This window comes from Streptomyces sp. NPDC057854, from assembly GCF_042797055.1.
Taxonomy (GTDB): Bacteria; Actinomycetota; Actinomycetes; order Streptomycetales; family Streptomycetaceae; genus Streptomyces.
The window spans coordinates 22,208-43,870 of sequence record NZ_JBHVMF010000023.1 but is presented as its reverse complement, the minus strand read 5'-3'; the positions used below and the strand labels follow the sequence as shown (position 1 = coordinate 43,870).

Below are 21,663 nucleotides of genomic sequence, written 5' to 3'. Positions count from 1 at the left end.
GTGCTCCTGGCCGCCCCCCCCCCCCCCGGGGGTGGGGGGGGGGGCGCCCATTTCCCGGGCGCCCCCGCGGGGCGCGCGTGGGGGTGACGCGGGGCGGGGGGGGGCCCCGGGGGGGGGGGCCCCCACGTCCGGCGCGTGCAGGGTGGGGCCAGGAGGGTGACGCATGAGACGTACGAACCGTGGGAGACGCGCGGCGGCCGTGCTGGCCGCCGCGCTGCTGCTCGGCGGCTGCGGCGCGTCCGCGGCCCGCGAGGACGGCGCGACCGACGCCGGACGGCGGTTCGCCGCCGCGCTCGCGGCCGGCGACTTCCGCACCGGCTGCGCGCTGCTCGCCCCGCAGACCCGCGACGAGGTCGAGGAGGACGGGCGGACGCCCTGCGCGGCCGGCCTGCGCGAGGCCGGGCTGCCGGCCGCCGGGGCGCCGCTCGGCGTCGACGTCTACGGGCGCGAGGCGCTGCTGCGGATGGCGGGCGACACGCTGTTCCTGTCCCAGTTCGACGCCGGCTGGCGGGTGACGGCCGCCGGGTGCGAGGAGCAGGCCATGGAGGACGAACCGTACCGCTGCTCGGTGAAGGGAGGCTGACGGCATGAGGATCGTGTTCCTCGGCTGCGTCGTGACGATCCTGGGCGGGCTCGCCTACTTCACGGTGATCGGGGCGATGCACCGGTGACGCGCGAGAGCCGCGGAGAGCGCCCGGCGGCCACCGGCTTCTGGCGGACGAACAGCCTGACGCTCGCGTTCGGCGCGGCCTTCTTCGCCGTCCTCGCCGGCCAGGCGGTCGCCGGACGCGCCGAGTTCAACGAGCAGCTGGCCGTGGCGGGCCTCCAGCAGGTCGGCTTCGGCGCCTACCTGACGTCCTCCGACTTCGCCGTGGACGTCACCGAGAACTGGCAGTCCGAGTTCCTCCAGTTCTTCCTGTACGTGTACGGGACGGTGTACCTCCTCCAGCGCGGCTCGCCCGAGTCGAAGCCGCTGGACCGGGTGGGCACCGAGAGCGACGAGTACCAGCGGATGGGCCCGCACGCGCGGGCCGACTCGCCGCGCTGGGCGGGCACACGGGACTGGCGGCAGAAGCTGTACTCGCGCTCGCTCGGACTCGTCATGGGCGTGTTCTTCCTGCTGTCCTGGTTCGCCCAGTCGGTGTCCGGGGTCGCCGCGTACAACGCCGAGCGGCTGCGGCAGCTCCAGGCACCCGTCGACTGGGGCCCGTACCTCCTGTCGGCCGAATTCTGGAGCCGGTCGCTGCAGAACTGGCAGTCGGAGCTGCTGGCCGTCGCGTCGATGGCCGTGCTCTCCGTATACCTCCGGCAGCGCGGCTCCCCGGAGTCGAAGCCGGTCGGCGCCCCGCACACGTCGACCGGCGTCGAAGGCTGACCGCCGCCGCTCAGCGGTTGTCGTAGCGGGCCGTGAGCGCCCCGGCGGCGGCCCGCGCCACGGGCACCGACGCGTCCGCGTCGCGGCGCCGCCCGTCGAGCGGCAGCCGGTAGAGGGCGTAGGCGTGATCGATCACGGGCTGCGCCACGTTCCGCACGCGGACGCCGCCGGCCGTCATGCCGTGCTCGGTGCCGAGATGGGCGTGGCCGTGGACGGCCAGGTCGGCGCCCTCGGCGTCGATGGCCTCGGCGAGCAGATAGCTGCCCAGGAACGGGTAGATCTCCGGCGGTTCGCCCGCGAGGGTGTCGGGGACCGGCGAGAAGTGCGTGAGCGCGATGCGGACGGCGCAGCCCTCTTCGCGCAGGTCCGCGAGGGCGCCCGCCAGCCGCTCCGCGCTGTGCCGGGTCGTCCGGACGAACGCCTTCATCTCGGGCTCGCCGAACTCGCCCGCGCTGCGCCCCACGAACCCGCCGCAGAAGCCCTTCACCCCGGCGACGCCGACCTTGTGGCCGTCGACCGGCAGCACGGTGCTGTCGCCTTCCAGCACGTGCACGCCGGCGTCGCGGAGCACCTGGGAGACCTCGTCGGGTTCGTCCGCGTGGTGGTCGTGGTTGCCGAGGACGGCGACGACGGGGACGCCGAGGTTCTCGACCTCGCCGGCCACCACCCGGGCCTCGGCGGCGTAGCCGTGCCGGGTGAGGTCGCCGGCCAGCAGCAGCACGTCGGCACAGCCGGGGAGGGCTTCGAAGGCGGGGCGGAGCAGGCCCTCGCAGCCCTCGCCCAGGTGGATGTCTCCGACGGCGGCGACGCGGACGGCGGAGCGCCCGTCGGTCCGGTCCGGTTCGACGAGGGTCATGGCAGCTCCTCCCCGTGGTCCGGGGCGTCGTGGCCGGCGACGGCGAGCTCCGCCCGCACGGGGACGTCGCCGAGGGTCTCGCGGGCGAGGTCCAGGATCTCGTCGCGGCGGGCGGGGTCGGTCACGGTGCCGGAGAGCAGGACGGCGCGGCCGCGCCACTCCACCCGTACGCCGAGTTCGGCCTGGCCGTCCGTGGCGAGCCGCTCGCGCAGCAGGGCGATGCGGTACTCGTCCGCGGCCGGTCCGGTGAACCGCTCGGCGAGGTGTTCCGGTCGGTCAGTCACGGCGGTCCGCCCCCTCCTCCCCCGCCGCCGGGTCGTCGTCGGCGCGCGGGAGGACGCCGAGGAGGCCGAGGAGGTAGAGGAAGGCCACGGCCATCGGGTGGTCGCGGGTCTCCTCGCGGACCCGGTCCCAGTCGACGCGTTCCCGCAGGCCGCGGGCGACCGGCAGGAGGGCGCCGTAGTCGCAGTGGTGCTCGGAGAGCGCCGCGAGCCGGCTGATCATGAGGTCGGTGGGGTCGAGCACCGGCAGGTGCACGGAGTCGACGGGCAGGATCCAGGCGCGGTCGAGGAGTTCCTCGGTGACGGCCCGGCCGGCGAGCGAGAAGATCAGGTCGATCTGCTCGCCGCCGCTGCGGGCCTTGACCAGCCAGTCCTCCGGCGGGTCGACGATCCGGATGCCGCGCTCGCGCAGCAGCTCGACGACGGTCCCGGAGTCCTCGGCGCGCAGCGCGAAGTCGGTGTCGTGCTGGAGCCGGACCGGGATGCCGTACGCGTACGCGGCGACGCTGCCGACGAGGGCGAACGGGCAGCCGGAGTTCTTCAGGACGGCCCCGACCTCCTTGGTGACCTCCAGGATGGCCTGGGTGTGGTCGGGCGGCAGCGCGTCCACGATCCGGCCTTCGCCGCCGGTCTCGTCGCCCGCGTGGGTGGCCTGTGTCATGACGTTCATTTCTCCTCCTCGATGGGGGCCCGCAGCGCGCTGGCGCCGGAGTCCCAGGCGTCCGTGACGGCCCGGGAGAGGGCGTCCTCCACGACGCCGGTGGCCTGGGCACCGAAGACGACGTCGGCGGCGAGACCGGGTTCCTCGTCGAGCAGTCCGCCGACGACCTCGCGCCGGACCAGCTGCTCGTGGACGGCGTCGGCCTCCACGTGCTCGTCGTAGAAGAAGGCCGCCGCCTCGCCGGCTCCGCACCGGCGGAGCGCGGCCGCCAGCCAGGACGCGGCGGGCGGGGAGGTGACCTCCAGGACGGCGAAGTGGCCGACGAGGGCGCCCCGGAGGGCCCGGTGCAGCCCGAACAGCGACATCACGTTGACGCAGGCGAGGGACTGCGCCCCGACGGACGGCAGGTAGTGGCCGTACTCGGGGCTGAGGTCCAGGGCGCGCATCAGGTCGGCGTAGAGCCGGGAGTGCACGCGCTCCTCGCGGCCGCTGCCGTACTCGTCGTACAGCACCGTCGCCATGCCCGCCTTGGCGCGCCCCCGCAGCCGGGGCAGCACCCAGGCGTGCGGGTCGGACTCCCGCAGCTGCTGCACGGACCGCAGCACGGCGTACTCGCGCAGCTGCTCCAGGGTGCCGTGGCGGAGCAGGTAGCGGGAGGCGCCCCGGCCGTCGGGCGGCTCGGTCAGCAGGGCGTCGAAGAGTTCGCCGGGGGTGGTGCCGCCGGGGCAGGAGTCCCGGAGCGCCGCCAGGAAGTGGCTCTCCAGGAGGGCCCGCAGGCGGAGCAGTCCGAGGTCCCACTCGGCGGCGTCGGGGACGTCCGCGAAGCCGCGGTAGTGGAGTTCGTAGCCGAGGTGCAGGGCCAGCTGGACGTCCTCGCCGAACGGGTCGGCGGCGAGGACGGCGCCGGGGCCGGGCAGGGCGCCGGACCGGCCGCCGAGGCGGGCGGTCACGGCGGCGGAGAGCTCGCCCCGGGGCGGGGGCAGAGCGGGCGCCCGGGTCTCCGCGGCGCGCGGGGCGGTGATCGTCATGACACGGTCTCCTCGGTCGGGTCAGGCGGGCGGCGCGGGCTCGTCCGTGCGCCGCGGGCGGGCCCGGCGGCGGTGGCTGGTGTCGCAGAACGGGTCGCGGAGGCTGCGCCGGCACCGGCACAGCGCGACGACGGGCCGTTCGCTGCGGCGCACGGTGCCGTCGGCCATCACGATCTCCACGGGCCCGTCGACCAGCAGCGGGCCCTCCCGGAGCGGGGTGATCCGGACGGCGGGGGCGCCGGGCGGCGGGGCCGGCTCGGGCGCGGGGTCCCGGCCTCCGGGGGCGGGGCTCCGGCCTCCGGGGGCGGGGCTCCGGCCTCCGGGGGCGGGGCCGGGAGCCGCGGGCGCCTCGGGGGCCGCGGGGTGTCCGGGGCCTGCGGGCTGGTCGGGGCCTGCGGGGTGCTCGTGCACGGGGTCCACGGGGTCCACGGGGTACCTCCTGGGGCGGTCGGGGCCTTGTGCCGGGGGCGCCGGTACGGCTCCGGGCTGGGGTGCTTCGGCCCTTTCGGGCGGAACGGCGGACCTTCCGGTCCGTCGAGGGGGGTGCTTGAGCGCCTGCCCCCTCGCGGCCCGGCCATGCCCGGACGCGTCAGCGCGGCGGGCGGGCCAGCGGGCCGGAGTCGAGGTGGCGCAGCAGGGTGAGGGCGTCGTCGTGGACGGCGACGGCGCCGGCGTCCTCCAGTTCGCGGCGGGTGGTGCCGCCGGTGAGGACGGCGACGCAGGGCACGCCGGCGCGGCCGGCGGCCTCGACGTCCCACACGGTGTCGCCGACGAGGACGGCGTCCTCGGGTTCGGCGCCCACCTTGTCCAGGGCGGCCCGTACCAGGTCGGGGGCGGGTTTGGTGGCGGTGACGTCGCCGCTGGAGGTGGCCGCGTCGATGACGTCGTCGGCGTCGAGCCGGGCCCGTACGGCCGCCACCTCGTCCTCCGAGGCGGAGCTGGCGAGCACGACCCGCCAGCCCCGGGCGGCGACGGCGCGGAGCAGTTCGGCCGCGCCGTCGAACGGGGTGAGGGAGTCGTACCAGGTGGCGTAGAGGGTGCCGTGGGCGTCGGAGACGGCCTCGTCGTCGTCCTTGGCGCGGTCGGCGCCGAGCACGGCGTCGAGGAGCCGGTCCGAGCCCATGCCGACGGCGCGGTGGATGCGGGACATCGGCACCGTGTGGCCGTGCTGCCGCAGCGCCATCCACCACGTGAGGGCGTGCAGGTAATTGGTGTCGACGAGGGTCCCGTCGACGTCGAACAGGGCGACGCCGCGGGTCTGCGGCGCGGGGTTCGGGGTCATCGCGTCTCCCGGGTGCGGTGGGGGGTCCGCGGGCGGTGGGGGGCCGCCGGGCCGTCGCCGGCCGCGGACAGGATGCGCCTGCCCGGGGCCGGGCGGGCCATGCGGGAGCCGGCCGGGCGGACCGCGCGGATCACCACGAGCTCTTCGGTGCGGGTGCCGGGCGGGACGATCCCGCGCGCCTCGAACCAGTCGGCGCGGGCCGTCATCACGGGGCCGAACGGCTGGTCCCGGCGGGCGACGACCTCGGCCGGCAGCCCTTCGGCGCGCAGGGCGGCGAGGGTGGCGGACACGCCGCTGAGCGAGGACTGGACGAGGAGGAGCACGCCGTCGGGGGCGAGGACGGCGGGCGCGGCGCGGCAGATCCGGTCGAGGAGCAGCCGCCCGTCGTACCCGGCGTCCCACGCCCGCGCGGGACCGTCCGCGGGCACGTCCGGCGCGGGGGCGGGTACGTAGGGCGGGTTGACGGTCACCAGGTCGAACCGCTCCCCCGCCACGGGCGCGGCGAGGTCGCCGCGCAGCACCCGGACGCGGCAGCGGCCCCGGCGGGCGTTGCGGCGGGCGGCGGTGACGGCGGCCGGCGCGATGTCGGCGGCGGTCGCCGTGGCGCCGCGGCGGGCCGCCGCGATGGCGAGGACGCCGCTGCCGGTGCACAGGTCGAGGGTGCGGGCGCCCTGGTCCAGGCGCTCGCGGGCGAGGGTCTCCAGCAGCAGGGCGGTGTCGCCCTGGGGTGCGTACACCCCGGGTGTTCTGATCAGCGTCATGGGCTTCGTCCGCTCGTCGTCGGGGCGCGTGGGGCGTCGGCCGCTCCGGCACGCGCGCGGGCCTCGTTCGGCGCGGTTACCCGCTCCGCGGTCCTCCACGCGCGCGTGGAGGTGGAGACGGCGGACGGTGGTCGCGGCTCCGACGCGAGGCACGCGCGCGCGTGGGCGGGCGAACCGGCGGTTACGGCTCCGGCGCGCGGGTAGCCGCGCCCCGACGGACACCGCGCCGGCACGACGCGACCACAGGGAGATGACGGAGATGGTGCACGACACGATCGAGGTGGAGGCCCCCCTGCGCGAGGTCTACGACCAGTGGACGCAGTTCGAGGAGTTCCCCCGCTTCATGGACGGTGTGGAGGAGGTGCAGCAGCTCGACGACCGCCTGTGCCACTGGCGCACCAAGATCGCGGGCGCGACCCGCGAGTTCGACACCGAGATCGTCGACCAGCTTCCCGACCAGCGCATCGCCTGGCGGACGGTGGGCGGCGACGTGAAGCAGAAGGGCGTCGTCACCTTCGAGAAGGTCGACGAGGCGCACACGCGCGTGCAGCTCAGCATGGAGATCGAGCCGTCCGGGATCGCCGACCGGGCGGCGAAGGCGATGGGGGTCCTGGAGAGCCGCATCGAGGGCGATCTGAAGCGGTTCAAGCGCTTCATCGAGGAGCGCGACCACGCGACGGGCGGCTGGCGCGGCCGGCTCCGGCCCGCCGACAGCGCGGGCGGCACGACACCGCCGGATCCGGCCACACCCGGCGACGACGTCCCGCCGTACGGTTCGGCGTCCCCGGAGACGCCGCCGCACCATCCCCGTCCGCCGTACGACGGACCCGTGTAGCCATGTCCGGGCCCCGCTCCGCGCTCCTCCTCGTGGACGTCTCGCTGCACACGGAGGAGCGGGGCCGCCTGCCGGTGGCCCTGAGCGGCGGCGCTGCGGACGCCGCGCCGCTGGTCCTCGGGGAGGGGACGGTGGTGAGCGTCGGGCTCACCTTCCGGCTGGGGACGGAGGTGGACGGTCTGACGTACGAGGAGGAGTACGCCCGGGACGGCCGGGTGCTCACCACGACCCGGACGCCGCTCGGCGACTTCCGCCGCGGCGGGCCGTACGAGGTGTGGCTCCCGCCGCGGCGGTTGCCGGTCGGCCGGGCGCACTGCGGCGTCTACCGGATCACCGGCCTGCTGACCGACGGCGAGGGACGTGAGCTGGCGCGCGAGGCGCACGACCTGCGCCTGGTGCACCTGAGCGGGACGCCCACGGCACCCGCCTGAACGCCGGGCGGGCGGGGCCGTGGGCCTTGGCGGGTGCGCCGGCTCGGGTCAGGCGGCGCCGGGGACGAAGTGGCGGTGGATCTCCGCCATGCGCGGCCGGGGCTGTTCCGGCCAGCCGAGGCTCGTCGCGATGGGCATCATGCGTTCGGCGAACGCCTCCATCTTCGCCTCGCTCTCCCACATGTCGAAGATCTCCAGGCCGCTGTCGGTGGCCACGCACGCGTGGGCGAGGCAGCCGTCGAAGATGCCGGGCTCCTCCTGGAGCCGGGCGCTGAGCGTGTCGTACTGGTCGGTGGTGACTCCGCCGAGGACGGCGTGGACGAGGATCGCCATGATCCCTCCTCCGGGTGAGGGCGGTCCGCCCCCTCTCCCCCAGCACATCACGCCCGGCCGGGGTCGGCACCCGCTCCGGGTGCGGACCGGGGGCCGTACCGGTATGCCGGAGGTACCGAGTACGCGGTTCGCGGAGGAGGACGGTGGCGCGCATGGGACGTCCGGCGCTCGTGGTGATCGACATGCTGAACACGTACGCGCACGAGGACGCGGAGCGGCTGGTGCCGTCCGTGGAGGCGGCGCTGCCCGCGATCGTGGACCTGCTGCGGCGGGCGCGGGCGGCGGGAGTACCGGTGGTGTACGCCAACGACAACTTCGGCGAGTGGCGCTCGCACCACGGGGAGATCCTGGAGCTGGCGCTCGCGGGCCGGCGTCCGGACCTGGTGGAGCCGGTGCGGCCGGACGAGGACGCCCTGTTCGTGGTGAAGGCGCGGCACTCGGTGTTCTTCGAGACGCCGCTGGAGTACCTGCTCCGCTCGCTGGACGTGACGGACCTCGTCCTCACCGGCCAGGTCACGGAGCAGTGCGTGCTCTACTCGGCGCTGGACGCGCACATCCGGCACCTGGACGTGACGGTGCCGCGCGACGCGGTCGCTCACATCCACGAGGACCTGGCGGGGGCCGCGCTGCGGATGATCGAGCGGAACATGGGCGGGCGGATCGTGGACGCCGCCGACGTGGCGTTCTGACCGCCCGCCCCGGGGCACTCAGATGCCGAAGCCGAGGAGGGCCACCTCCAGCGGGAGCGCGGGGCGCTCGGGGAGGGCGGGCGGTTCCTCGCCGCGGCCGGTGTGGGTGGGGCGGACGGGCCGCAGCGCGGCGAGGCCGTCGGCGGCCCAGCCGGCCTCCGTGGCGGGCAGGGAGAGCGTCATCCTCCGGCCGTCGGGGAGGGTGGTCTCCAGTGTGGTCGGGTCGTTCGCAAGCATGGCACCTCGCTCGGGTCGCACGCCGTGGATCACCGTGTCCGCTGTGTCCACCGTGTTCGTCCGGTAGGACGGCCGGGCCGGCGGAAGGGTTCCCTCCGGGTCAGCCGGCCTCCGCGGCGGGGGCCGGCTTCGCGGGTTCCGGCCGGTGGTCGGTCTCCTCGGCGGCGGCGCGGCGGGTGAGGCGGGTGCCGATCCCGAGCTGCGCGCCCGCGGCGGCGAGGGCGACGACGAGGCAGCCGAGCCAGAGGGGCGAGGCGCCCCAGGTGTGGATCACCCAGCCGCCGACGAGCGGGGCGACGACGGCCGAGCCGGTCCACGCGACCTGGTAGAGGCCCTGGTAGCGGCCGCGGAGGTGGTCCGGGGAGATGCGGGCGACGAGCGCGAAGCTGGTGGGGGTGTTGCCGATCTCGCCGAGGGTCCACACGATGATGGAGGCGCCGTAGATCCAGGCCGAGTCGCCGAGGAGCAGGACGGAGTAGCCGCCGCCGACGAGGGCGGAGGAGCCGGCGAGCACCCAGGATTCGGGGAAGCGCTTGTAGAGCCGGGTGAGCGGCAGCTGGACGGCGACGATGACGATGCCGTTGAGCGCGGCGACCTGGCCGAAGGTGCTCGGTGAGAAGCCGTCCAGACCCATCGCGATGGGCAGTCCGCTCTCGGACTGGAGCAGGATGGTGAGGACGAGGAACTGGGCGGCGACGAACGCGACGAAGCTGCGGTCGCGCAGGACGGCGCCGAAGCCCTCGGCCTCCTCGGCCTCGGTGGGCGCCGTGGTGCGGGCGCGGCCGGGGACGCGGGTGGCGATCAGCAGGGCGCCGATGAGGGTGGTGGCGCCGTTGAGCCAGAAGAGCGCGGTGTAGCCGACCAGGGAGACGAGGCCGACGGAGAGCATCGCGATGGAGTAACCGACGTTGATGGCCCAGAAGTTGAGCGAGTAGGCGCGGACCTGGTCCTTGCCCGGGACGACGTCGGAGATGAGCGCGTTGTGGGCGGGCCGGGTGGCGTTGTTGACGACGCCGACGACGAAGGCGCCGACGAGCAGCGCCCACGGGGAGCGGGCGTACGCGAGGGCGATCATGCTCACGGCGGTGGCGCCGAGGGCGCCGACGAGGGTCGGTTTGTGGCCGAACCGGTCGCCGAGGGCGCCGCCGAACGGTCCGGCGAGCAGCGAGCCGACGCCGATGCCGGCGACGACGGTGCCGGCGAAGGCGGCGCTGCGGTCCAGCTCGTCGGTGATGTAGAAGGCGAGCAGCGGCATCACGAACCCGCAGGCCCGGTTGACGAGTTGGGCTGCCCAGAGCCACCAGAATCCGGACGGGAGCCCGCCGAAGGTCGCGGCGAAGGACGTGCGCGCCCTGGTGAGTGGCCGGAATGGCATGGGGTGGGGTCCCTTCGTCGTGACGCCGTCGGACGGGGCGGACGGTACGAGACCGGAGTGCCGCCGGTCCGAACACGGAATGAATACCGGCCGGAGCCGTTCCGCGGAAGACGGGATCGCGCCAGGCGGCTCTCGGACAGGTCGGCGGACCGCCCGTGGCCGGGGTTCACCGGGGGGTCGGGGACGCTTCCGGCGGAAGAGTTCCGGTGTTCTCCCCCGGGCGCCACACTCTTCCTTAGGCGGTGGGCGCATGTGCCGTCAACATGTGGCGAGTTACCGGCGTGTCGCGCAAACGACGAGGTCAGGGGGGGCTTTCGCGGCGCGCTGTTGATCTCTATGCTCTCACTCGCCGCCCCGGCCCCATGGGGTGATGTTCCAGAACATATGGGGATCGTTCCTTGCACTTCCGTACCGCTGATCCACAGAACAGCCCGGAGGCGAAGAGCACGTGATCGACATGGAGCGGGGTCCGCGGACGGGATGCGCCGCCGGATGAACCCTCTGACCTACACACCGCGCCTGGTGAAGGCGCTGCCGCCGGTGCACGCCAACGGGCGGGCGCTGAAGGCGTACGCGATGTTCGCCGATCCCGGGCGGGCCGGCGAGCTGCCGGACCCGGAATGGCTGGAGCGGCACGCGGCCACGGTGGTGAGCGAGCCGCTGGGTCCGGGCGACCACCCGGCGGGCTTTCTGATCCTGCACCACGGCGCCGAAGGAACGTATCTGCTGGTGAGCCAGTGGTACGACGCCGACATGCTGAAGCACTGGGTGCGGGGCGCGGTCCCCGCGGACGGCGGGGACGTGGTCTTCGCGCCGCTCGCCCAGCGGGACCTGGTCGCCTGCGTGTGGGAGCTGGAGGTCGTGAAGTTCGAGCGCGACGCGTGGGTGAACACGGTGATGGCGCGCGGGAGCACCGACCGGGAGACGGTCGGCGCGTATCTGGACACGACGTTCTCGGGGTGGGTGTGAGGGTGGGGCACGACATCGAGATCCGGCCGGTCGAGCCGGACGATCTGGACGCGCTGCTCGGGCTGTGCGCCGAGCACGCGGCGTACGAGAAGGCGGAGTTCGCCGACACCGGGCAGGTGGAGCGCTGGCGCGCGGCGTTCTTCGGCGAGCGGCCGGCGGTGCACGGCTGGCTGGCGCTGGACGGCGGGGAGCCGTGCGGCTTCATGACGGTGACGGTGGACTTCTCCACCTGGAGCGCCGCCCGCTTCGCGCACATGGACTGCCTGTACCTCCGGGAGGCGTACCGCGGGCTCGGTCTCGGGCGCGTGTTCCTGGAGCGGCTGCGGGAGTTCGCGCGGGCCGAGGGGTGCGGCTGGGCCGAGTGGCAGACGCCGCGCGACAACGAGGCCGGCATCGGCTTCTACGGGCGGATGGGCGCCCGGTCCAAGGAGAAGCTGCGGTTCAGCTACGACGTCGGGACGGAGGACGGCTCGTGACCACGACACCGGAGCGTACGACTCCGCCCGCCGCGCTGCCGCCGTGGTCGATCGACCCGGCGGACCAGGCCGGTCCCGCGCCGGCGCTGGGCGACCTGGTCGCCGCGGCGGCGGCGAACTGGCCGGAGCGCGCGGCGCTGCACGACGGCCGGATCGGCCTCACCTTCGCGGAACTGGAGGAGCGGGCCACCACGCTGGCGGCCTGGCTGGCCGGTGAGGGCGTGGGGCCGGGCGACCGGGTGGCGATCCTCGCCGAGAAGAGCGCGCTGATGCCGGTGCTCGCGATCGCGGCGTGGAAGTGCGGCGCCGTCTACGTGCCGCTCGACGGAACGGCCCCGGAGTCGCGCCTGCGCGGTCTGCTCGGCCGGCTCGACGCCCGGATCGTGCTGGCCCTGGACGACCGGGCGCCGGTCGCCGACGGGGTCCGCTGGGCGGGCCGGACGGAGCTGGACGGGGTGCTGGCGGGTCCGGCGCGGGCGTGGCCGACCGTGCCGCACCGGCCGGATGACATCGCGTACATCATCTTCACCTCGGGCTCCACGGGCGAGCCGAAGGGCGTGGAGATCACCGTCGCCAACCTGGTCGCGTACTTCGGGAACCACAACGAGGTCCTGCGGTTCACGCCCGCCTCCCGGGTGTTCAGCCTCTCGCCGTTCCACTTCGACGTGTCGATCGAGGACACGCTGCTGCCGCTGTCGCTCGGCGCGTACGTGCACCAGTTCCGCGGGATGCACGCGGGCGCGGTGATGCGGGCGGTCATCACCCGCGAGCGGATCACCCATCTCATCGCGGTCTCCACGCTGTTGACGATGATCACCGAGGGCGGGCGGCACGTCACCCGGGAGAACTTCCCGTGCCTGGAGATGGTGATGACGGGCGCCGAGGTGTGCGACCCGGGCGTCATCAACGTCTGGAAGGAGGGCCTGCCCGAGGTCCGGGTGATCAACGTCTACGGACCGACGGAGGCGACGATCGTCTGCGTCGCCCACGAGATCGTGCGGGTGGACCCGGAGCGGGTCGACGCGTACCCGATCGGGCGGCCGCTGCGCGGGGTGGCGGCGCTGCTCGTGGACGACGGCGAGACGGTCCACGAGCCGGGCCGGGTCGGCGAGTTGTGGATCGGCGGCGAGCAGGTGATGCGCGGCTACCACGGCATGCCGGAGGAGACCGCCCGGCGGGTGGTCGAGGTGGACGGCGTCCGCTACTACCGCACCGGCGACCTCTGCGCGTACGACGAGAACGGCGACCTCGTGTTCCGGGGCCGGAACGACGACGAGGTGAAGCTCGCGGGCCGGCGCATCCACCTGGGCGAGATCCGGCAGACCGTGCTGAGCTCCCCGGGCGTCGAGCGGGCGGCCGTCGCGCTCGTCCCCCGGCTCGGCCACGACGTGATCGCCCTGGTGGTGATGGCGCCGGACCGGTCGGCGGTGGCGGACGCGGAGAAGCGGCTCGCCGAGCTGCTGCCCGCGTACATGCTGCCGACGGTCGTCGCCTGGTCGCCCGAGCTGTCCGTCTCCTCGACGGGCAAGACGGACGAGAAGCTGCTGATGGCACGGCTCGCCGAGGCGGTCCGCGAGACGGCCGCGACCACCCGGTTCGCGTTCACCGCGGCCGGCGAGGTGGTCCCGGACGACGAGCCCGACGGGGGGTCCGGACGTGCCTGAGACGGACACGGCCGGGCCCGCGGCGGAGACCGCGGTGCTCCATCCCGAGTTCGGCCGGCTGGCCGCCGCCCGCCGGATCATGGCGGTACGGGGCTCCACTGGATCGCTCGCGGAGGACCGGGCCAACGCCGAGCGCTGGGTCGCCCGCTTCGGCGGGGCCGTCGACCCGGCGGACGGCGCGGCCGTCGCGCGGGGCCCGCACTCGCTCACCGTCCGGCCCCGCCAGGAGGACCCGGACAGTCCCTGGGTCGTGTACGTCCACGGCGGCGGGATGGTCTACTACTCGACCGACGTCTTCCAGCCCTTCTTACGCACCCTGGCGGACACCCTGCGGGCGCCCGTGGAGGCGTTCGACTACCCGAAGGCGCCGGAGCACACCGTCGAGGAGGCGGTGGACCACCTGGTCCGGCACATCGGGGCCCGCCGCCGGGAGCTGACGGACCGTCCGGTGGTGCTGGCCGGGGACAGCGTCGGCGGGCTGCTGGCCCTCTACTTGAGTCTGCGGGAGCTGCCGGGGGCGTTCTCCCGGATCGTGCTCCTCTATCCCGTCCTCGACCTGCGGACCGAGCGCGCGTCCTACCGGGCCTTCGGCGAGGGCCACTTCCTCGACCGCGACGCGATGCGGATGTTCCGGTCCTTCCTCGAACCCTTCTTCTCCGCCCGTGACTTCGACCCGATGCGCCTCGCGGAGCGGGACCTGGCGCGGCTGCCGGGCTGCTCGGTCGTCACCGCCGGCTGCGACGTCCTCCGGGACGAGGGGATCGCCTGGGCCGAGGGGACGGCGGGCCGCACGTCCGGGCTCCGGCACCTCCACTTCCCCGCCCTTCCGCACGACTTCTGCCTGTATGCCGGCCGGCTGGAATCCGCCGGGAGCGCCGTCGCGGAGATCGCCAGGACCGCGTTCCCGCTCGACCTCCCCCTCTCCCAGGACGCTCTCGACGAACGGGGCCGCTCGTGACCATGGACAACCGCGCGGGCGGGCCGCCGCCCGCCCTGGGCGACCTGCTGGCCGGCCCGGCCCGCCGGTGGCCGGAGCGCCCCGCGATCGACGACGGGACCGCGCACCACACGTTCGCCGAACTGGAGGACGGCGCGCTGCGGATCGCGGGCTGGCTGGCGGGACAGGGGGTGGGCCCGGGCGACCGGGTCGTGGTCCTCACCGAGACCCGCACTGTCATGCCCATGATCATCGCGGGCATCTGGAAGCGGGGCGCCACCTACGTGCCCGTCGACGCGGCGGAGCCGCTGCCCCGGCTCCGGAAGCTGCTCGACCGGCTCCGCCCCGCCGCCGTCGTCACCCCGGCCGGCCGGGAGCCGGTGCTCCCCGGCGTCCCGATGCTCGACGGAGAGGCGCTGGTCCCGCTCCTCGCGGGCCCCGCCGCCCCGCACACCACCCTGGCGCACGGACCCGGCGACGCGGCGTACGTCGTCTTCGCCTCCGGCGCCACCGGGGAGCCGCAGGGCGCCGAGATCACCGCCGAGGGGCTGCGCGCCCACTTCGCCGGGCACAACGAGGTGCTGCGCCTCACGCCCGACTCGCGCGCGCTCGGTCTCTCCCCGTTCCACTTCGACGTGTCCCTCCTCGACACCCTGCTCCCGCTCTCCGTGGGGGCCTCCGTCCACCAGTTCCGCGGCCTCCCGGCCGGCGCCGTGCTGCGCTCCGCGCTCGCCCGGCAGCGCGTCACCCACCTCTTCGCCGTCACCCTGATGCTCGGCCTGATCACCGACGACGGACGCCACATCACCCGGGAGAAACTGCCGGCCCTGGAGGTCGTCATGACGGGCGCCCAGGTCTGTCCGGCGCCCCTGCTGCGGATCTGGGCCGACGGGCTCCCGGGCCTCCGTCTCGTGCAGGCGTTCGGCCCCCCGGAGGCCACGATCTTCGCCCTCACCCACACCGTGCGTCCGGACGACCTCGCGGACCCCGCGGGCGGCGCGGGAGCGGAGGGCGCCGCGCCGTGCCCCGTCGGCAGGCCGCTGCCCGGCGTCCTCGCGAAGCTGGTGCGGGACGGCGCCGAGGTCCACGGACCGGGCGCCGAGGGCGAGTTGTGGATCGGCGGGCCGCAGGTCACGCGCGGCTACTTCGACCAGCCGGAGGAGACCGCCCGGCTGGTCGTCGAGGACGGCGGGACGCGCTGGTTCCGCACCGGGGACCTCTGCGCCTACGACGCGGACGGCGTCCTCGTGCTGCGCCGCCACGCCGACCCGCGGATCACCTGGCTGGCGGGCCGCCGCACCCACCTGTACGAGATCGAGCGGGCGGCCCTGAGCTGCCCCGGCGTCGACGGCGCCACCGCCGTCGCCGCCCGGCGGGCCGGCCGCGACACGGTCGCCCTCGCCGTCGCCGCCAAGGACCGGCGCACGCTCCGCGACCTCACCGAGCACCTGCGCGGCCTGCTGCCGGCGCCGCTGCTCCCGGCCGTGCTCGTCCGCACCGAGCCCGGCCGGGAACCGGACGTGCCGCGACTGGTCCGGTGGCTCGCCGACCCGGACCCGCGCCCGTCCTCCCCGTACTTCGACATGTCCGCCGACGGTGCCGTCGAGCCCTTCGACGGCGACGACAAGGAGGAGCAATGACCACAGCGGTGAACGACCCGATCCAGGAGAAGGTCGCCGCGTACCTGGAGACGGCGCTCGGCAAGCCGGTGGACCTCGCCCCGCTGCCCGACACCACTCCGCTGAACACGCTGGGCCTGGACTCGCTGCTCACCATCAGCGTCCTCGTCACCCTCCTGGAGGACGCGGGCGTCGACCTGGGCGAGCACGCGGACTCCCTCGTCACGCCCAGCACCCTCGGCGACCTGTACGCGATCGCCGGGCGGTTCCTCGGCTCGCCGGAGGAGCCGGCCGCCGCCGCGGCCCCCGCCGCCGGGCCGCCGGCCCGGGAGCAGGACGCCCAGCTCGCGTACTACCAGGCGAAGCTCGCGTACGAGATGGACTCCGCGGACCTCCGGGACGCCCTCGCCGCCGGCCAGGACATCGTGGTCGTCGACGGGCGCGGCAGCGAGGCGTACGCGGCGGAGCACATCCCCGGCGCGGTCAGCATCCCGCACCGCTCGATCTCCCAGGAGTCGCTGGCCGGGCTCGCCAAGGCGCCGCTGTACGTCACGTACTGCGACGGCATCGGCTGCAACGCCTCCACCAAGACCGCGATCAAGCTCGCGACCGCCGGGTTCCGGGTGAAGGAGCTGATCGGCGGCCTGGACTGGTGGAAGCGCGACGGCCACCCCACGGAGGGCCACGCCGCCCCGGAGCACGCGCACCACGCCGGCTGCGGGTGCTGACCGCCCGTCCCTACGTCCGTCACTTCCAGAAGCGGGGAGCAGATCTGTGAGCACCGAGGAGCACGACGGGACGCCGCTGGACGTGGCGGTGGTGGGCGGCAGCCTCGCCGGCTGCGCCACCGCCGTCCACTTCGCCGCCCAGGGGTACCGGGTGGCGGTCTTCGAGAAGCGGGCGACGCCCGAGGAGCACCACAAGCAGCTCTGCACCCACTTCGTGCAGCCGCACACCGTGCCGCTGCTCAACGCCCTCGGGCTCGCCCATCTCCGGGAGCCCGCCTGGTCGGTGGCGACCAAGGCGGTGTTCGTGACGCCCGGCGGGGTGGTCGAGACACCGGGCCCCTGGTACGACCCGGAGCAGCCGGAGTCGTACGCGCTCAACCTGGAGCGGCGGGTCCTCGACCCGGCGATCCGGGAGTCGGCGCGGCGCCACGGCGTCCGGTTCGCCGAGGCGACCGCGGTGGAGGGCGTGGAGGAGGCCGGCGACGGCTGGACCGTGGTGCGCACGACGGGGGACGCCGGCCCCCGGTCGTACCGGGCGCGGCTCGTGGTGGCGGCGGACGGGCGGCGCTCGCGGATGGCCGGGCTGCTCGGCAACGAGGCCGACAGCCGGCCCAACGAACGCGCCGCCGTCTTCGGCTACTTCCGGGGGATCGAGGCACCGGCGGACAACCGCTCGGTCTTCGTGATGAACGAGCGGGACCTGGCGTGCAGTTACCCGCTCGTCGGCGGCCGGACCGAACTGGTCCTCTTCGCGGACAAGGCGCGGGTCGAGGGGTGGCGGGGCAGCCCGGACGGCCGCATGCAGGAGTTCCTGAAGTACTTCGACGGGCTGCCGGAGGCGCCGTCGGTGGCCGACGCGGTCCCGGAGGGTCCGCTGCTCGGCTACAGCGACTATCCGAGCCTGATCCGGCGGCCGGTCGCGGGCTCCGTGCCGTTCGTCGGCGACGCCGCCCTGTCGCTGGACGCGATGAGCGGCGTCGGCTGCGGATTCGCCCTCCTCACCGCGCAGCTGCTGGCCCGCTCGTTCACCGGCCGGACACTGGACGCGGACGGCATCCGCGACGGACTCGCCGCGTACCGGGCCGAGTTCGAGCGGACGCTGCTGCCGCACGCCGAGGGGATCTGCGGAGACTCGCTCGTCGACAAGGACGAGGCGACCCGCAAGCGGATGTTCGAGACCATCTGCGGGGACCAGGACCTCGCCGCGAAGTACCTGGCGCTGACCGGGCGCATGATCATGCCGGCCGAGTTCCAGCGGGCCTTCATGCGGGGCCTGATGGCCCGCGGCTCCCGCGCGACCCGCGCCTGACGCCCCTCTCTCCCCCGTCCCCTCCGCGTCCCTCACCCCCCACCCCACCGGGCACGTTCACCAGGGAAGGACAGACACCGATGGCGCGTGTCGCGTTCACGACGTTCGCGATCCTCAAGAAGCCGTACGGGAACCCCGAGGTCCAGGCGTTCGACGACCTGACCCCGCCGACCTTCGAGGAGGCGGAGGGCAGCCCCGGCTTCATCGCCCGGGCCAAGGAGGACCCCGGCCAGAGCCACCTCACCAACTTCCAGCGCGACTGGGGCGCATGGGGCAAGTTCGAGGTGCCCCGCTTCTACACGGGCGGCCGGACGGACGACACCGACAGCCGGGCCTCGACCCTCTCGCTCTGGACCGACCTCGACTCCGTCCTCGCCTTCGTGTACGCGGGCGTGCACCGCACCGCCCTCGGCCGGCGGCACGAGTGGTTCCTGAAGCCCGAGTGGCCCACGTACGCGGCCTGGTGGGTCTCCGACGACACCATCCCCACCTGGTCCGACGCCTGCGCCCGCCTGGAGCACCTGCACGACCACGGGCCGTCGCCGTTCGCGTTCTCCTTCCGCAGCCCGTTCGACGCGGACGGCAACCCGGCGCGGCTGCGCCCCGCCGGACGGCGCCCCGGCGCCTGACGCCGCCGCGCCCGCCCCGTCCGCCCTTCCGATCCTTTCCCACCACCAGAGGGGTCCCCTTGATCACGCGTGCCTTCGACCGGTCGGCGATGAGCTGGTCGTACGAGATGCACCTGCAACCCATGCTGTCCGCCTCCGACATCGAGGGGCTGCCGTTCGGCTCCGTCTTCGGCAGCGTCCCCGGCCGCACCGTCTCGAAGCGGCACGCCCACCAGGACGGCGAGATGTTCATCGTCCTGGCCGGGAAGGCGACCGTCGTCCTCGGCGACGAGGAGCGCGAGCTGGGCCCGGGCGGCGTCTGCTACCTGTCGCCGTTCGGCTTCCACGAGATCCGCAACGACCACGACGAGCCCTTCGACATCGTCTCCGTGTACTGGGAGCACATCCCGAGCGCCGTCGCCGTCCTGGACAAGGCGCCGCCGCGCGACCGGCTCGCCGACCGCACCCTGGTGTTCTGCCCGCCGCCCACCCCCAACGGCGGCCTCCACCTGGGTCACCTCGCCGGCCCGTACGTCCGCGCCGACCTGCTGGTGCGCGCCCTGCGCAGCACCGGCCGCGACGCCCGGTACGTCACCGGCACCGACGACCACCAGTCGTACGTGGCCACCGCCGCCCGGCTGACCGGGACGACCCCGGCGGCCGTCGCCACCGCCGAGGGCGACGCGATCGTGGCGACCCTGCGGGCGGCCAGGATCGGCGTCGACCGGCTCACCCGGCCCGCCGGCGACCCGGGGCACGCGGACCGGATCCGGGCCCTGTTCGACCGGGTGGCGGCGTCGCCCGCCGTACGGGAGGAGGAGCGGGAGACGGCGTACTGCCCGAGCTGCGACCTGTCCCTGCACCAGGCGTTCGCGCGCGGGGCGTGCGCGCACTGCGGGGCGGCCAGCGACGGCGAGATCTGCGAGGCGTGCGGGCGGCCCGACGAGGCCCGGCAGATGGCCGGCGTCCAGTGCCGGATCTGCGGCACGGCGGCCGTCACCCGCCCCGAGCGGGCGCTCTGGCTCGACCTGAACGCCTACGCCGACGAGCTGCGGGAGTACCTGCGGGTGACGGCGACCGCGCCCGACCTGCAGATCCTCGTGGAACGGCTGCTCGACGAGGGGCTGCCGCCGTACCGGCTCGCCCGGACCACCGAGTGGGGCGTCGACCTCGGCGAGGGCCGCGCGCTCGACGCCTGGGCGGACCTCGCCCTCACCTTCCTGGACGCGGCCAGGACCGAGGCGGAGGACGGCGGGCCGGCCCGCATCGCTCTCTTCCTCGGCTACGACAACAGCTTCTACTACGCGGTGCTGCTGCCGGTGCTGGCGTTCGCCGCCGGGCTCGGCGACCACCTGCCGTCCGCCTTCGTCACCAACCAGTTCCTCCACCTGGGCGACGAGAAGTTCTCCACCAGCCGCGGTCACGCCGTGTGGGCGGACGACGCGCTCGCCGAGGCCGGAGCGGACGCGGTACGGCTCGCGCTGCTGCGGGACGCCCCCGAGGGCCGGGTCACCCGGATCACCGAGGAGCGGGCCGGCCGGCTGACCGAGGACCCGCTGTACGTGGCCGCGCACGAGTGGCTCGACGGCTTCGCCGGGCTCGGCGGGAAGGGCGACGGCGTGGTGCCGGGCACGGGCGCCTGGACGGACGCGCACCGCGAGTTCTACCGCTACCTCAACCTGGCGACCCGTCAGCTCGACGGCCTGATCCTGCCGGAGGCGTTCAGCGCGCGCGGCTACGTCGAGCAGCTCGACTCCTTCGTGCGGCGCTGCGCCGAGTTCCGGGCGACGGAGCGGGTGGCCCGCCAGGTGCCGTCGCTCGCGGAGGAGGCCCGTACCAGCCTGGCGCTCGAATACCTGGCGGCCAAGGTGTTCGCCGCGCTGGCCTGGCCGGTGACCCCGGGGCTCGCCGAGCGCGTGTGGGCGTGGCTGGGCCTGCCGGGCGAGCCGGTCCGCGAGGCCGACTGGTCGTTCCTGCCGTCCGGCACCCGGTGTGCGGGACCCGCGCCCGCCCGCGCGGCGGCCGACGCGCCCGCCGCGAGCGGGCGGTCGTGAGCGACGCCGCCCCGGCCGGCCCCGCGCCCGGCGGGAAGCTTCCGGCCACGGCGGACGTCGTGGTGGTGGGCGCCGGGATCACCGGCGCCGCCGTCGCGCACCACCTGGCCCGCCGGGGCGCGGCCGTCGTCGTCCTGGAGCGGGCGCCCCGCCCCGGCACGGCGGGCGCGACCGGCTACTCCGGCGGCATGGTCCGCGCCTACGACCCCGACCCGGCGATCGCCCCGCTGGCCGAGGCCGGTCTCGCCGCCTACCGGGATCCCGGGCGGTGGGCGGCGGGCCGGGCCCCGCTGCGGACCACCGGCGCGGTGACCGTCGCGGACCCGGGCCGGGAGGCCGAACTGCGGGCCGCCGCGCGGCGGATCAACGCGGCGCTCGGCACCACGGCACACGTGGTGGCGGGGCCCGCCGAGGCGGCCGGCGTCGGGCTGGCCGGCGGGATCGCGCTGGTCGAGCCGGAGGCCGGCTGGGTCGACCCGGCGGAGGTCACCGCGGACTGGCTGGAGCAGGCGCGCGCCGACGGCGCCGCCGTCCGCTGCGGGGTGCCCGTGCTGGCCGCGGAGACCCGCGGCGGGCGCACGGCGGTCGTCACCACCGTCGGCACCGTGCGGGCCGGGACGGTCGTGTCGGCGGTCGGGCCGTGGGCGGCCGACGCGCCGCCCGGGCTGCGGCCGGACGTGCCGGTCCGCTCCCGGTCCATCCAGGTGAGCGTGGTCGGGCGGGACCCCACCGGCCCGTCCCACGCGACCTTCGTCGACCTGCGGACCGGTCTGTACGCGAAGCCGGTCGGCCCGGACCGCACGCTGATCGGCATGCCGCACCTCGTCTGGGACGCGCCGGTCGGCGCGCCGCCGGACCCCGGGCACGCGCGGGCGACGGCCGCCGCGCTCACCGCCCACTTCCCGTGGCTCGCGTCGGCGCCGCACCTCGACACGATCCGCGCGGCCGACGCCTACGGCGACCCGTCCGCCGACGGTCCGGCGTCCGGGCTGCTCACCGGGACCGGGGTGCCGCACGTGTGGGCGGTACGGGGCTGGAACGGCGGCGGCGTCAAGACGGCGCCGGAGGCCGGCCGCCGCATCGCCGAGGCGGTCCTGTCGGGCGCCTGATCCGGCCGCCGGGTCGCGTGGCCGGGCGGCGCGCCGCCCGGCCCCC

Annotated in this window: 24 protein-coding genes and 1 pseudogene; 15 read left to right on the top strand and 10 right to left on the bottom strand. The window is 75.2% G+C overall.

The features are described from left to right. The first annotated feature begins 163 nt into the window (after positions 1–163). Both ACFVQZ_RS28390 and ACFVQZ_RS28385 read left to right on the top strand, forming a co-directional pair. A complete protein-coding gene (locus tag ACFVQZ_RS28390) occupies positions 164–583 on the top strand; it encodes a hypothetical protein (protein WP_383627350.1) in 420 nt (139 codons plus the stop codon). Between the two features lie 84 nt (positions 584–667). Next, positions 668–1,375 carry a DUF6766 family protein gene (locus ACFVQZ_RS28385; protein WP_051788197.1) on the top strand — a complete coding sequence of 236 codons (708 nt, stop codon included), beginning with the start codon at positions 668–670 and terminating at the stop codon, positions 1,373–1,375. Between the two features lie 10 nt (positions 1,376–1,385). Here the strand turns inward: ACFVQZ_RS28385 and ACFVQZ_RS28380 are convergent, their stop codons facing one another. The 7 genes and pseudogenes from ACFVQZ_RS28380 to ACFVQZ_RS28350 all read right to left on the bottom strand — a co-directional run. Next, complete coding sequence (locus tag ACFVQZ_RS28380; RefSeq protein WP_383627346.1) at positions 1,386–2,231, bottom strand: metallophosphoesterase; 846 nt, start codon at positions 2,229–2,231, stop codon at positions 1,386–1,388. Further along, on the bottom strand, positions 2,228–2,515 hold the full coding sequence (locus ACFVQZ_RS28375) for a BON domain-containing protein (protein ID WP_051788199.1): 288 nt from the start codon (positions 2,513–2,515) through the stop codon (positions 2,228–2,230). Before ACFVQZ_RS28375 ends, ACFVQZ_RS28380 begins: the two co-directional genes overlap by 4 nt. Next, complete coding sequence (locus ACFVQZ_RS28370; protein ID WP_383627512.1) at positions 2,508–3,173, bottom strand: nucleotidyltransferase family protein; 666 nt, start codon at positions 3,171–3,173, stop codon at positions 2,508–2,510. The genes ACFVQZ_RS28375 and ACFVQZ_RS28370 overlap by 8 nt, the downstream gene beginning before the upstream one ends. 5 nt (positions 3,174–3,178) lie before the next feature. After that, entirely contained in the window at positions 3,179–4,201 is a 1,023-nt protein-coding gene (locus tag ACFVQZ_RS28365; RefSeq protein ID WP_030497022.1) for an iron-containing redox enzyme family protein, read from the bottom strand. A gap of 21 nt (positions 4,202–4,222) precedes the next feature. Continuing rightward, on the bottom strand, positions 4,223–4,630 hold the full coding sequence (locus tag ACFVQZ_RS28360; protein ID WP_383627342.1) for a CDGSH iron-sulfur domain-containing protein: 408 nt from the start codon (positions 4,628–4,630) through the stop codon (positions 4,223–4,225). Between the two features lie 160 nt (positions 4,631–4,790). Beyond that, positions 4,791–5,483 carry an HAD family hydrolase gene (locus ACFVQZ_RS28355; RefSeq protein WP_030497024.1) on the bottom strand — a complete coding sequence of 231 codons (693 nt, stop codon included), beginning with the start codon at positions 5,481–5,483 and terminating at the stop codon, positions 4,791–4,793. Positions 5,484–5,599: 116 nt separating this feature from the next. Beyond that, positions 5,600–6,244: pseudogene (locus ACFVQZ_RS28350) on the bottom strand (HemK2/MTQ2 family protein methyltransferase); the annotation flags it as partial. A 250-nt stretch (positions 6,245–6,494) separates the two neighbouring features. Here ACFVQZ_RS28350 and ACFVQZ_RS28345 point away from each other — a divergent pair. Together ACFVQZ_RS28345 and ACFVQZ_RS28340 are read left to right on the top strand one after the other, a co-directional pair. After that, positions 6,495–7,079, top strand: a complete 585-nt coding sequence (locus ACFVQZ_RS28345; protein ID WP_383627338.1) for an SRPBCC family protein — start codon at positions 6,495–6,497, stop codon at positions 7,077–7,079. 2 nt (positions 7,080–7,081) lie between these two features. Continuing rightward, positions 7,082–7,510 (top strand): hypothetical protein, encoded by a 429-nt coding sequence (locus ACFVQZ_RS28340; protein ID WP_051788202.1) that lies wholly within the window; start codon positions 7,082–7,084, stop codon positions 7,508–7,510. Between the two features lie 48 nt (positions 7,511–7,558). Here the strand turns inward: ACFVQZ_RS28340 and ACFVQZ_RS28335 are convergent, their stop codons facing one another. Further along, positions 7,559–7,843 (bottom strand): hypothetical protein, encoded by a 285-nt coding sequence (locus ACFVQZ_RS28335; RefSeq protein WP_030497028.1) that lies wholly within the window; start codon positions 7,841–7,843, stop codon positions 7,559–7,561. Between the two features lie 152 nt (positions 7,844–7,995). Between ACFVQZ_RS28335 and ACFVQZ_RS28330 the strand changes: the two genes are divergently transcribed. Further along, positions 7,996–8,532 (top strand): isochorismatase family cysteine hydrolase, encoded by a 537-nt coding sequence (locus tag ACFVQZ_RS28330; protein ID WP_030497029.1) that lies wholly within the window; start codon positions 7,996–7,998, stop codon positions 8,530–8,532. Positions 8,533–8,550: 18 nt separating this feature from the next. Here the strand turns inward: ACFVQZ_RS28330 and ACFVQZ_RS28325 are convergent, their stop codons facing one another. Both ACFVQZ_RS28325 and ACFVQZ_RS28320 read right to left on the bottom strand, forming a co-directional pair. Then, positions 8,551–8,769, bottom strand: a complete 219-nt coding sequence (locus tag ACFVQZ_RS28325; protein ID WP_030497030.1) for a hypothetical protein — start codon at positions 8,767–8,769, stop codon at positions 8,551–8,553. 100 nt (positions 8,770–8,869) lie between these two features. After that, positions 8,870–10,144 carry an MDR family MFS transporter gene (locus ACFVQZ_RS28320; protein ID WP_383627333.1) on the bottom strand — a complete coding sequence of 425 codons (1,275 nt, stop codon included), beginning with the start codon at positions 10,142–10,144 and terminating at the stop codon, positions 8,870–8,872. A 492-nt stretch (positions 10,145–10,636) separates the two neighbouring features. On the opposite strand from ACFVQZ_RS28320, the gene ACFVQZ_RS28315 reads away from it, so the two are divergent. The 10 genes from ACFVQZ_RS28315 (at position 10,637) to ACFVQZ_RS28270 (ending at position 21,617) form a co-directional block, all read left to right on the top strand. Continuing rightward, a complete protein-coding gene (locus ACFVQZ_RS28315; protein ID WP_030497032.1) occupies positions 10,637–11,113 on the top strand; it encodes a hypothetical protein in 477 nt (158 codons plus the stop codon). Beyond that, complete coding sequence (locus ACFVQZ_RS28310; RefSeq protein ID WP_383627330.1) at positions 11,104–11,589, top strand: GNAT family N-acetyltransferase; 486 nt, start codon at positions 11,104–11,106, stop codon at positions 11,587–11,589. Before ACFVQZ_RS28315 ends, ACFVQZ_RS28310 begins: the two co-directional genes overlap by 10 nt. Continuing rightward, positions 11,586–13,253, top strand: a complete 1,668-nt coding sequence (locus tag ACFVQZ_RS28305; protein ID WP_383627327.1) for an amino acid adenylation domain-containing protein — start codon at positions 11,586–11,588, stop codon at positions 13,251–13,253. Before ACFVQZ_RS28310 ends, ACFVQZ_RS28305 begins: the two co-directional genes overlap by 4 nt. Next, the gene (locus tag ACFVQZ_RS28300) at positions 13,246–14,211 is read left to right on the top strand and encodes an alpha/beta fold hydrolase (protein WP_383627324.1); all 966 of its coding nucleotides are present in this window, start codon (positions 13,246–13,248) and stop codon (positions 14,209–14,211) included. Before ACFVQZ_RS28305 ends, ACFVQZ_RS28300 begins: the two co-directional genes overlap by 8 nt. Before the next feature lie 2 nt (positions 14,212–14,213). Next, the gene (locus ACFVQZ_RS28295) at positions 14,214–15,830 is read left to right on the top strand and encodes an AMP-binding protein (RefSeq protein WP_383627509.1); all 1,617 of its coding nucleotides are present in this window, start codon (positions 14,214–14,216) and stop codon (positions 15,828–15,830) included. Further along, positions 15,827–16,537 carry a rhodanese-like domain-containing protein gene (locus tag ACFVQZ_RS28290; RefSeq protein ID WP_383627321.1) on the top strand — a complete coding sequence of 237 codons (711 nt, stop codon included), beginning with the start codon at positions 15,827–15,829 and terminating at the stop codon, positions 16,535–16,537. Before ACFVQZ_RS28295 ends, ACFVQZ_RS28290 begins: the two co-directional genes overlap by 4 nt. Before the next feature lie 46 nt (positions 16,538–16,583). Continuing rightward, positions 16,584–17,846, top strand: coding sequence for an NAD(P)/FAD-dependent oxidoreductase (locus ACFVQZ_RS28285; RefSeq protein WP_030497038.1), 1,263 nt, complete (start codon positions 16,584–16,586; stop codon positions 17,844–17,846). An 80-nt stretch (positions 17,847–17,926) separates the two neighbouring features. Next, positions 17,927–18,475, top strand: a complete 549-nt coding sequence (locus ACFVQZ_RS28280) for a DUF3291 domain-containing protein (protein WP_383627318.1) — start codon at positions 17,927–17,929, stop codon at positions 18,473–18,475. Between the two features lie 59 nt (positions 18,476–18,534). Further along, on the top strand, positions 18,535–20,508 hold the full coding sequence (locus ACFVQZ_RS28275) for a class I tRNA ligase family protein (protein WP_383627315.1): 1,974 nt from the start codon (positions 18,535–18,537) through the stop codon (positions 20,506–20,508). Further along, positions 20,505–21,617, top strand: coding sequence for an NAD(P)/FAD-dependent oxidoreductase (locus ACFVQZ_RS28270; protein ID WP_383627312.1), 1,113 nt, complete (start codon positions 20,505–20,507; stop codon positions 21,615–21,617). The genes ACFVQZ_RS28275 and ACFVQZ_RS28270 overlap by 4 nt, the downstream gene beginning before the upstream one ends. Positions 21,618–21,663: the final 46 nt, after the last annotated feature.

What these genes read in the sequence shown, in the direction of transcription:
- ACFVQZ_RS28390 (WP_383627350.1), top strand. Translation starts at nt 164, where the DNA reads ATGAGACGTACGAACCGTGGGAGACGCGCGGCGGCCGTGCTGGCCGCC.
- ACFVQZ_RS28380 (WP_383627346.1), bottom strand. Translation starts at nt 2,231, where the DNA reads ATGACCCTCGTCGAACCGGACCGGACCGACGGGCGCTCCGCCGTCCGC.
- ACFVQZ_RS28370 (WP_383627512.1), bottom strand. Translation starts at nt 3,173, where the DNA reads ATGACACAGGCCACCCACGCGGGCGACGAGACCGGCGGCGAAGGCCGG.
- ACFVQZ_RS28365 (WP_030497022.1), bottom strand. Translation starts at nt 4,201, where the DNA reads ATGACGATCACCGCCCCGCGCGCCGCGGAGACCCGGGCGCCCGCTCTG.
- ACFVQZ_RS28355 (WP_030497024.1), bottom strand. Translation starts at nt 5,483, where the DNA reads ATGACCCCGAACCCCGCGCCGCAGACCCGCGGCGTCGCCCTGTTCGAC.
- ACFVQZ_RS28345 (WP_383627338.1), top strand. Translation starts at nt 6,495, where the DNA reads ATGACGGAGATGGTGCACGACACGATCGAGGTGGAGGCCCCCCTGCGC.
- ACFVQZ_RS28340 (WP_051788202.1), top strand. Translation starts at nt 7,082, where the DNA reads ATGTCCGGGCCCCGCTCCGCGCTCCTCCTCGTGGACGTCTCGCTGCAC.
- ACFVQZ_RS28335 (WP_030497028.1), bottom strand. Translation starts at nt 7,843, where the DNA reads ATGGCGATCCTCGTCCACGCCGTCCTCGGCGGAGTCACCACCGACCAG.
- ACFVQZ_RS28330 (WP_030497029.1), top strand. Translation starts at nt 7,996, where the DNA reads ATGGGACGTCCGGCGCTCGTGGTGATCGACATGCTGAACACGTACGCG.
- ACFVQZ_RS28325 (WP_030497030.1), bottom strand. Translation starts at nt 8,769, where the DNA reads ATGCTTGCGAACGACCCGACCACACTGGAGACCACCCTCCCCGACGGC.
- ACFVQZ_RS28320 (WP_383627333.1), bottom strand. Translation starts at nt 10,144, where the DNA reads ATGCCATTCCGGCCACTCACCAGGGCGCGCACGTCCTTCGCCGCGACC.
- ACFVQZ_RS28315 (WP_030497032.1), top strand. Translation starts at nt 10,637, where the DNA reads ATGAACCCTCTGACCTACACACCGCGCCTGGTGAAGGCGCTGCCGCCG.
- ACFVQZ_RS28295 (WP_383627509.1), top strand. Translation starts at nt 14,214, where the DNA reads ATGGACAACCGCGCGGGCGGGCCGCCGCCCGCCCTGGGCGACCTGCTG.
- ACFVQZ_RS28290 (WP_383627321.1), top strand. Translation starts at nt 15,827, where the DNA reads ATGACCACAGCGGTGAACGACCCGATCCAGGAGAAGGTCGCCGCGTAC.
- ACFVQZ_RS28280 (WP_383627318.1), top strand. Translation starts at nt 17,927, where the DNA reads ATGGCGCGTGTCGCGTTCACGACGTTCGCGATCCTCAAGAAGCCGTAC.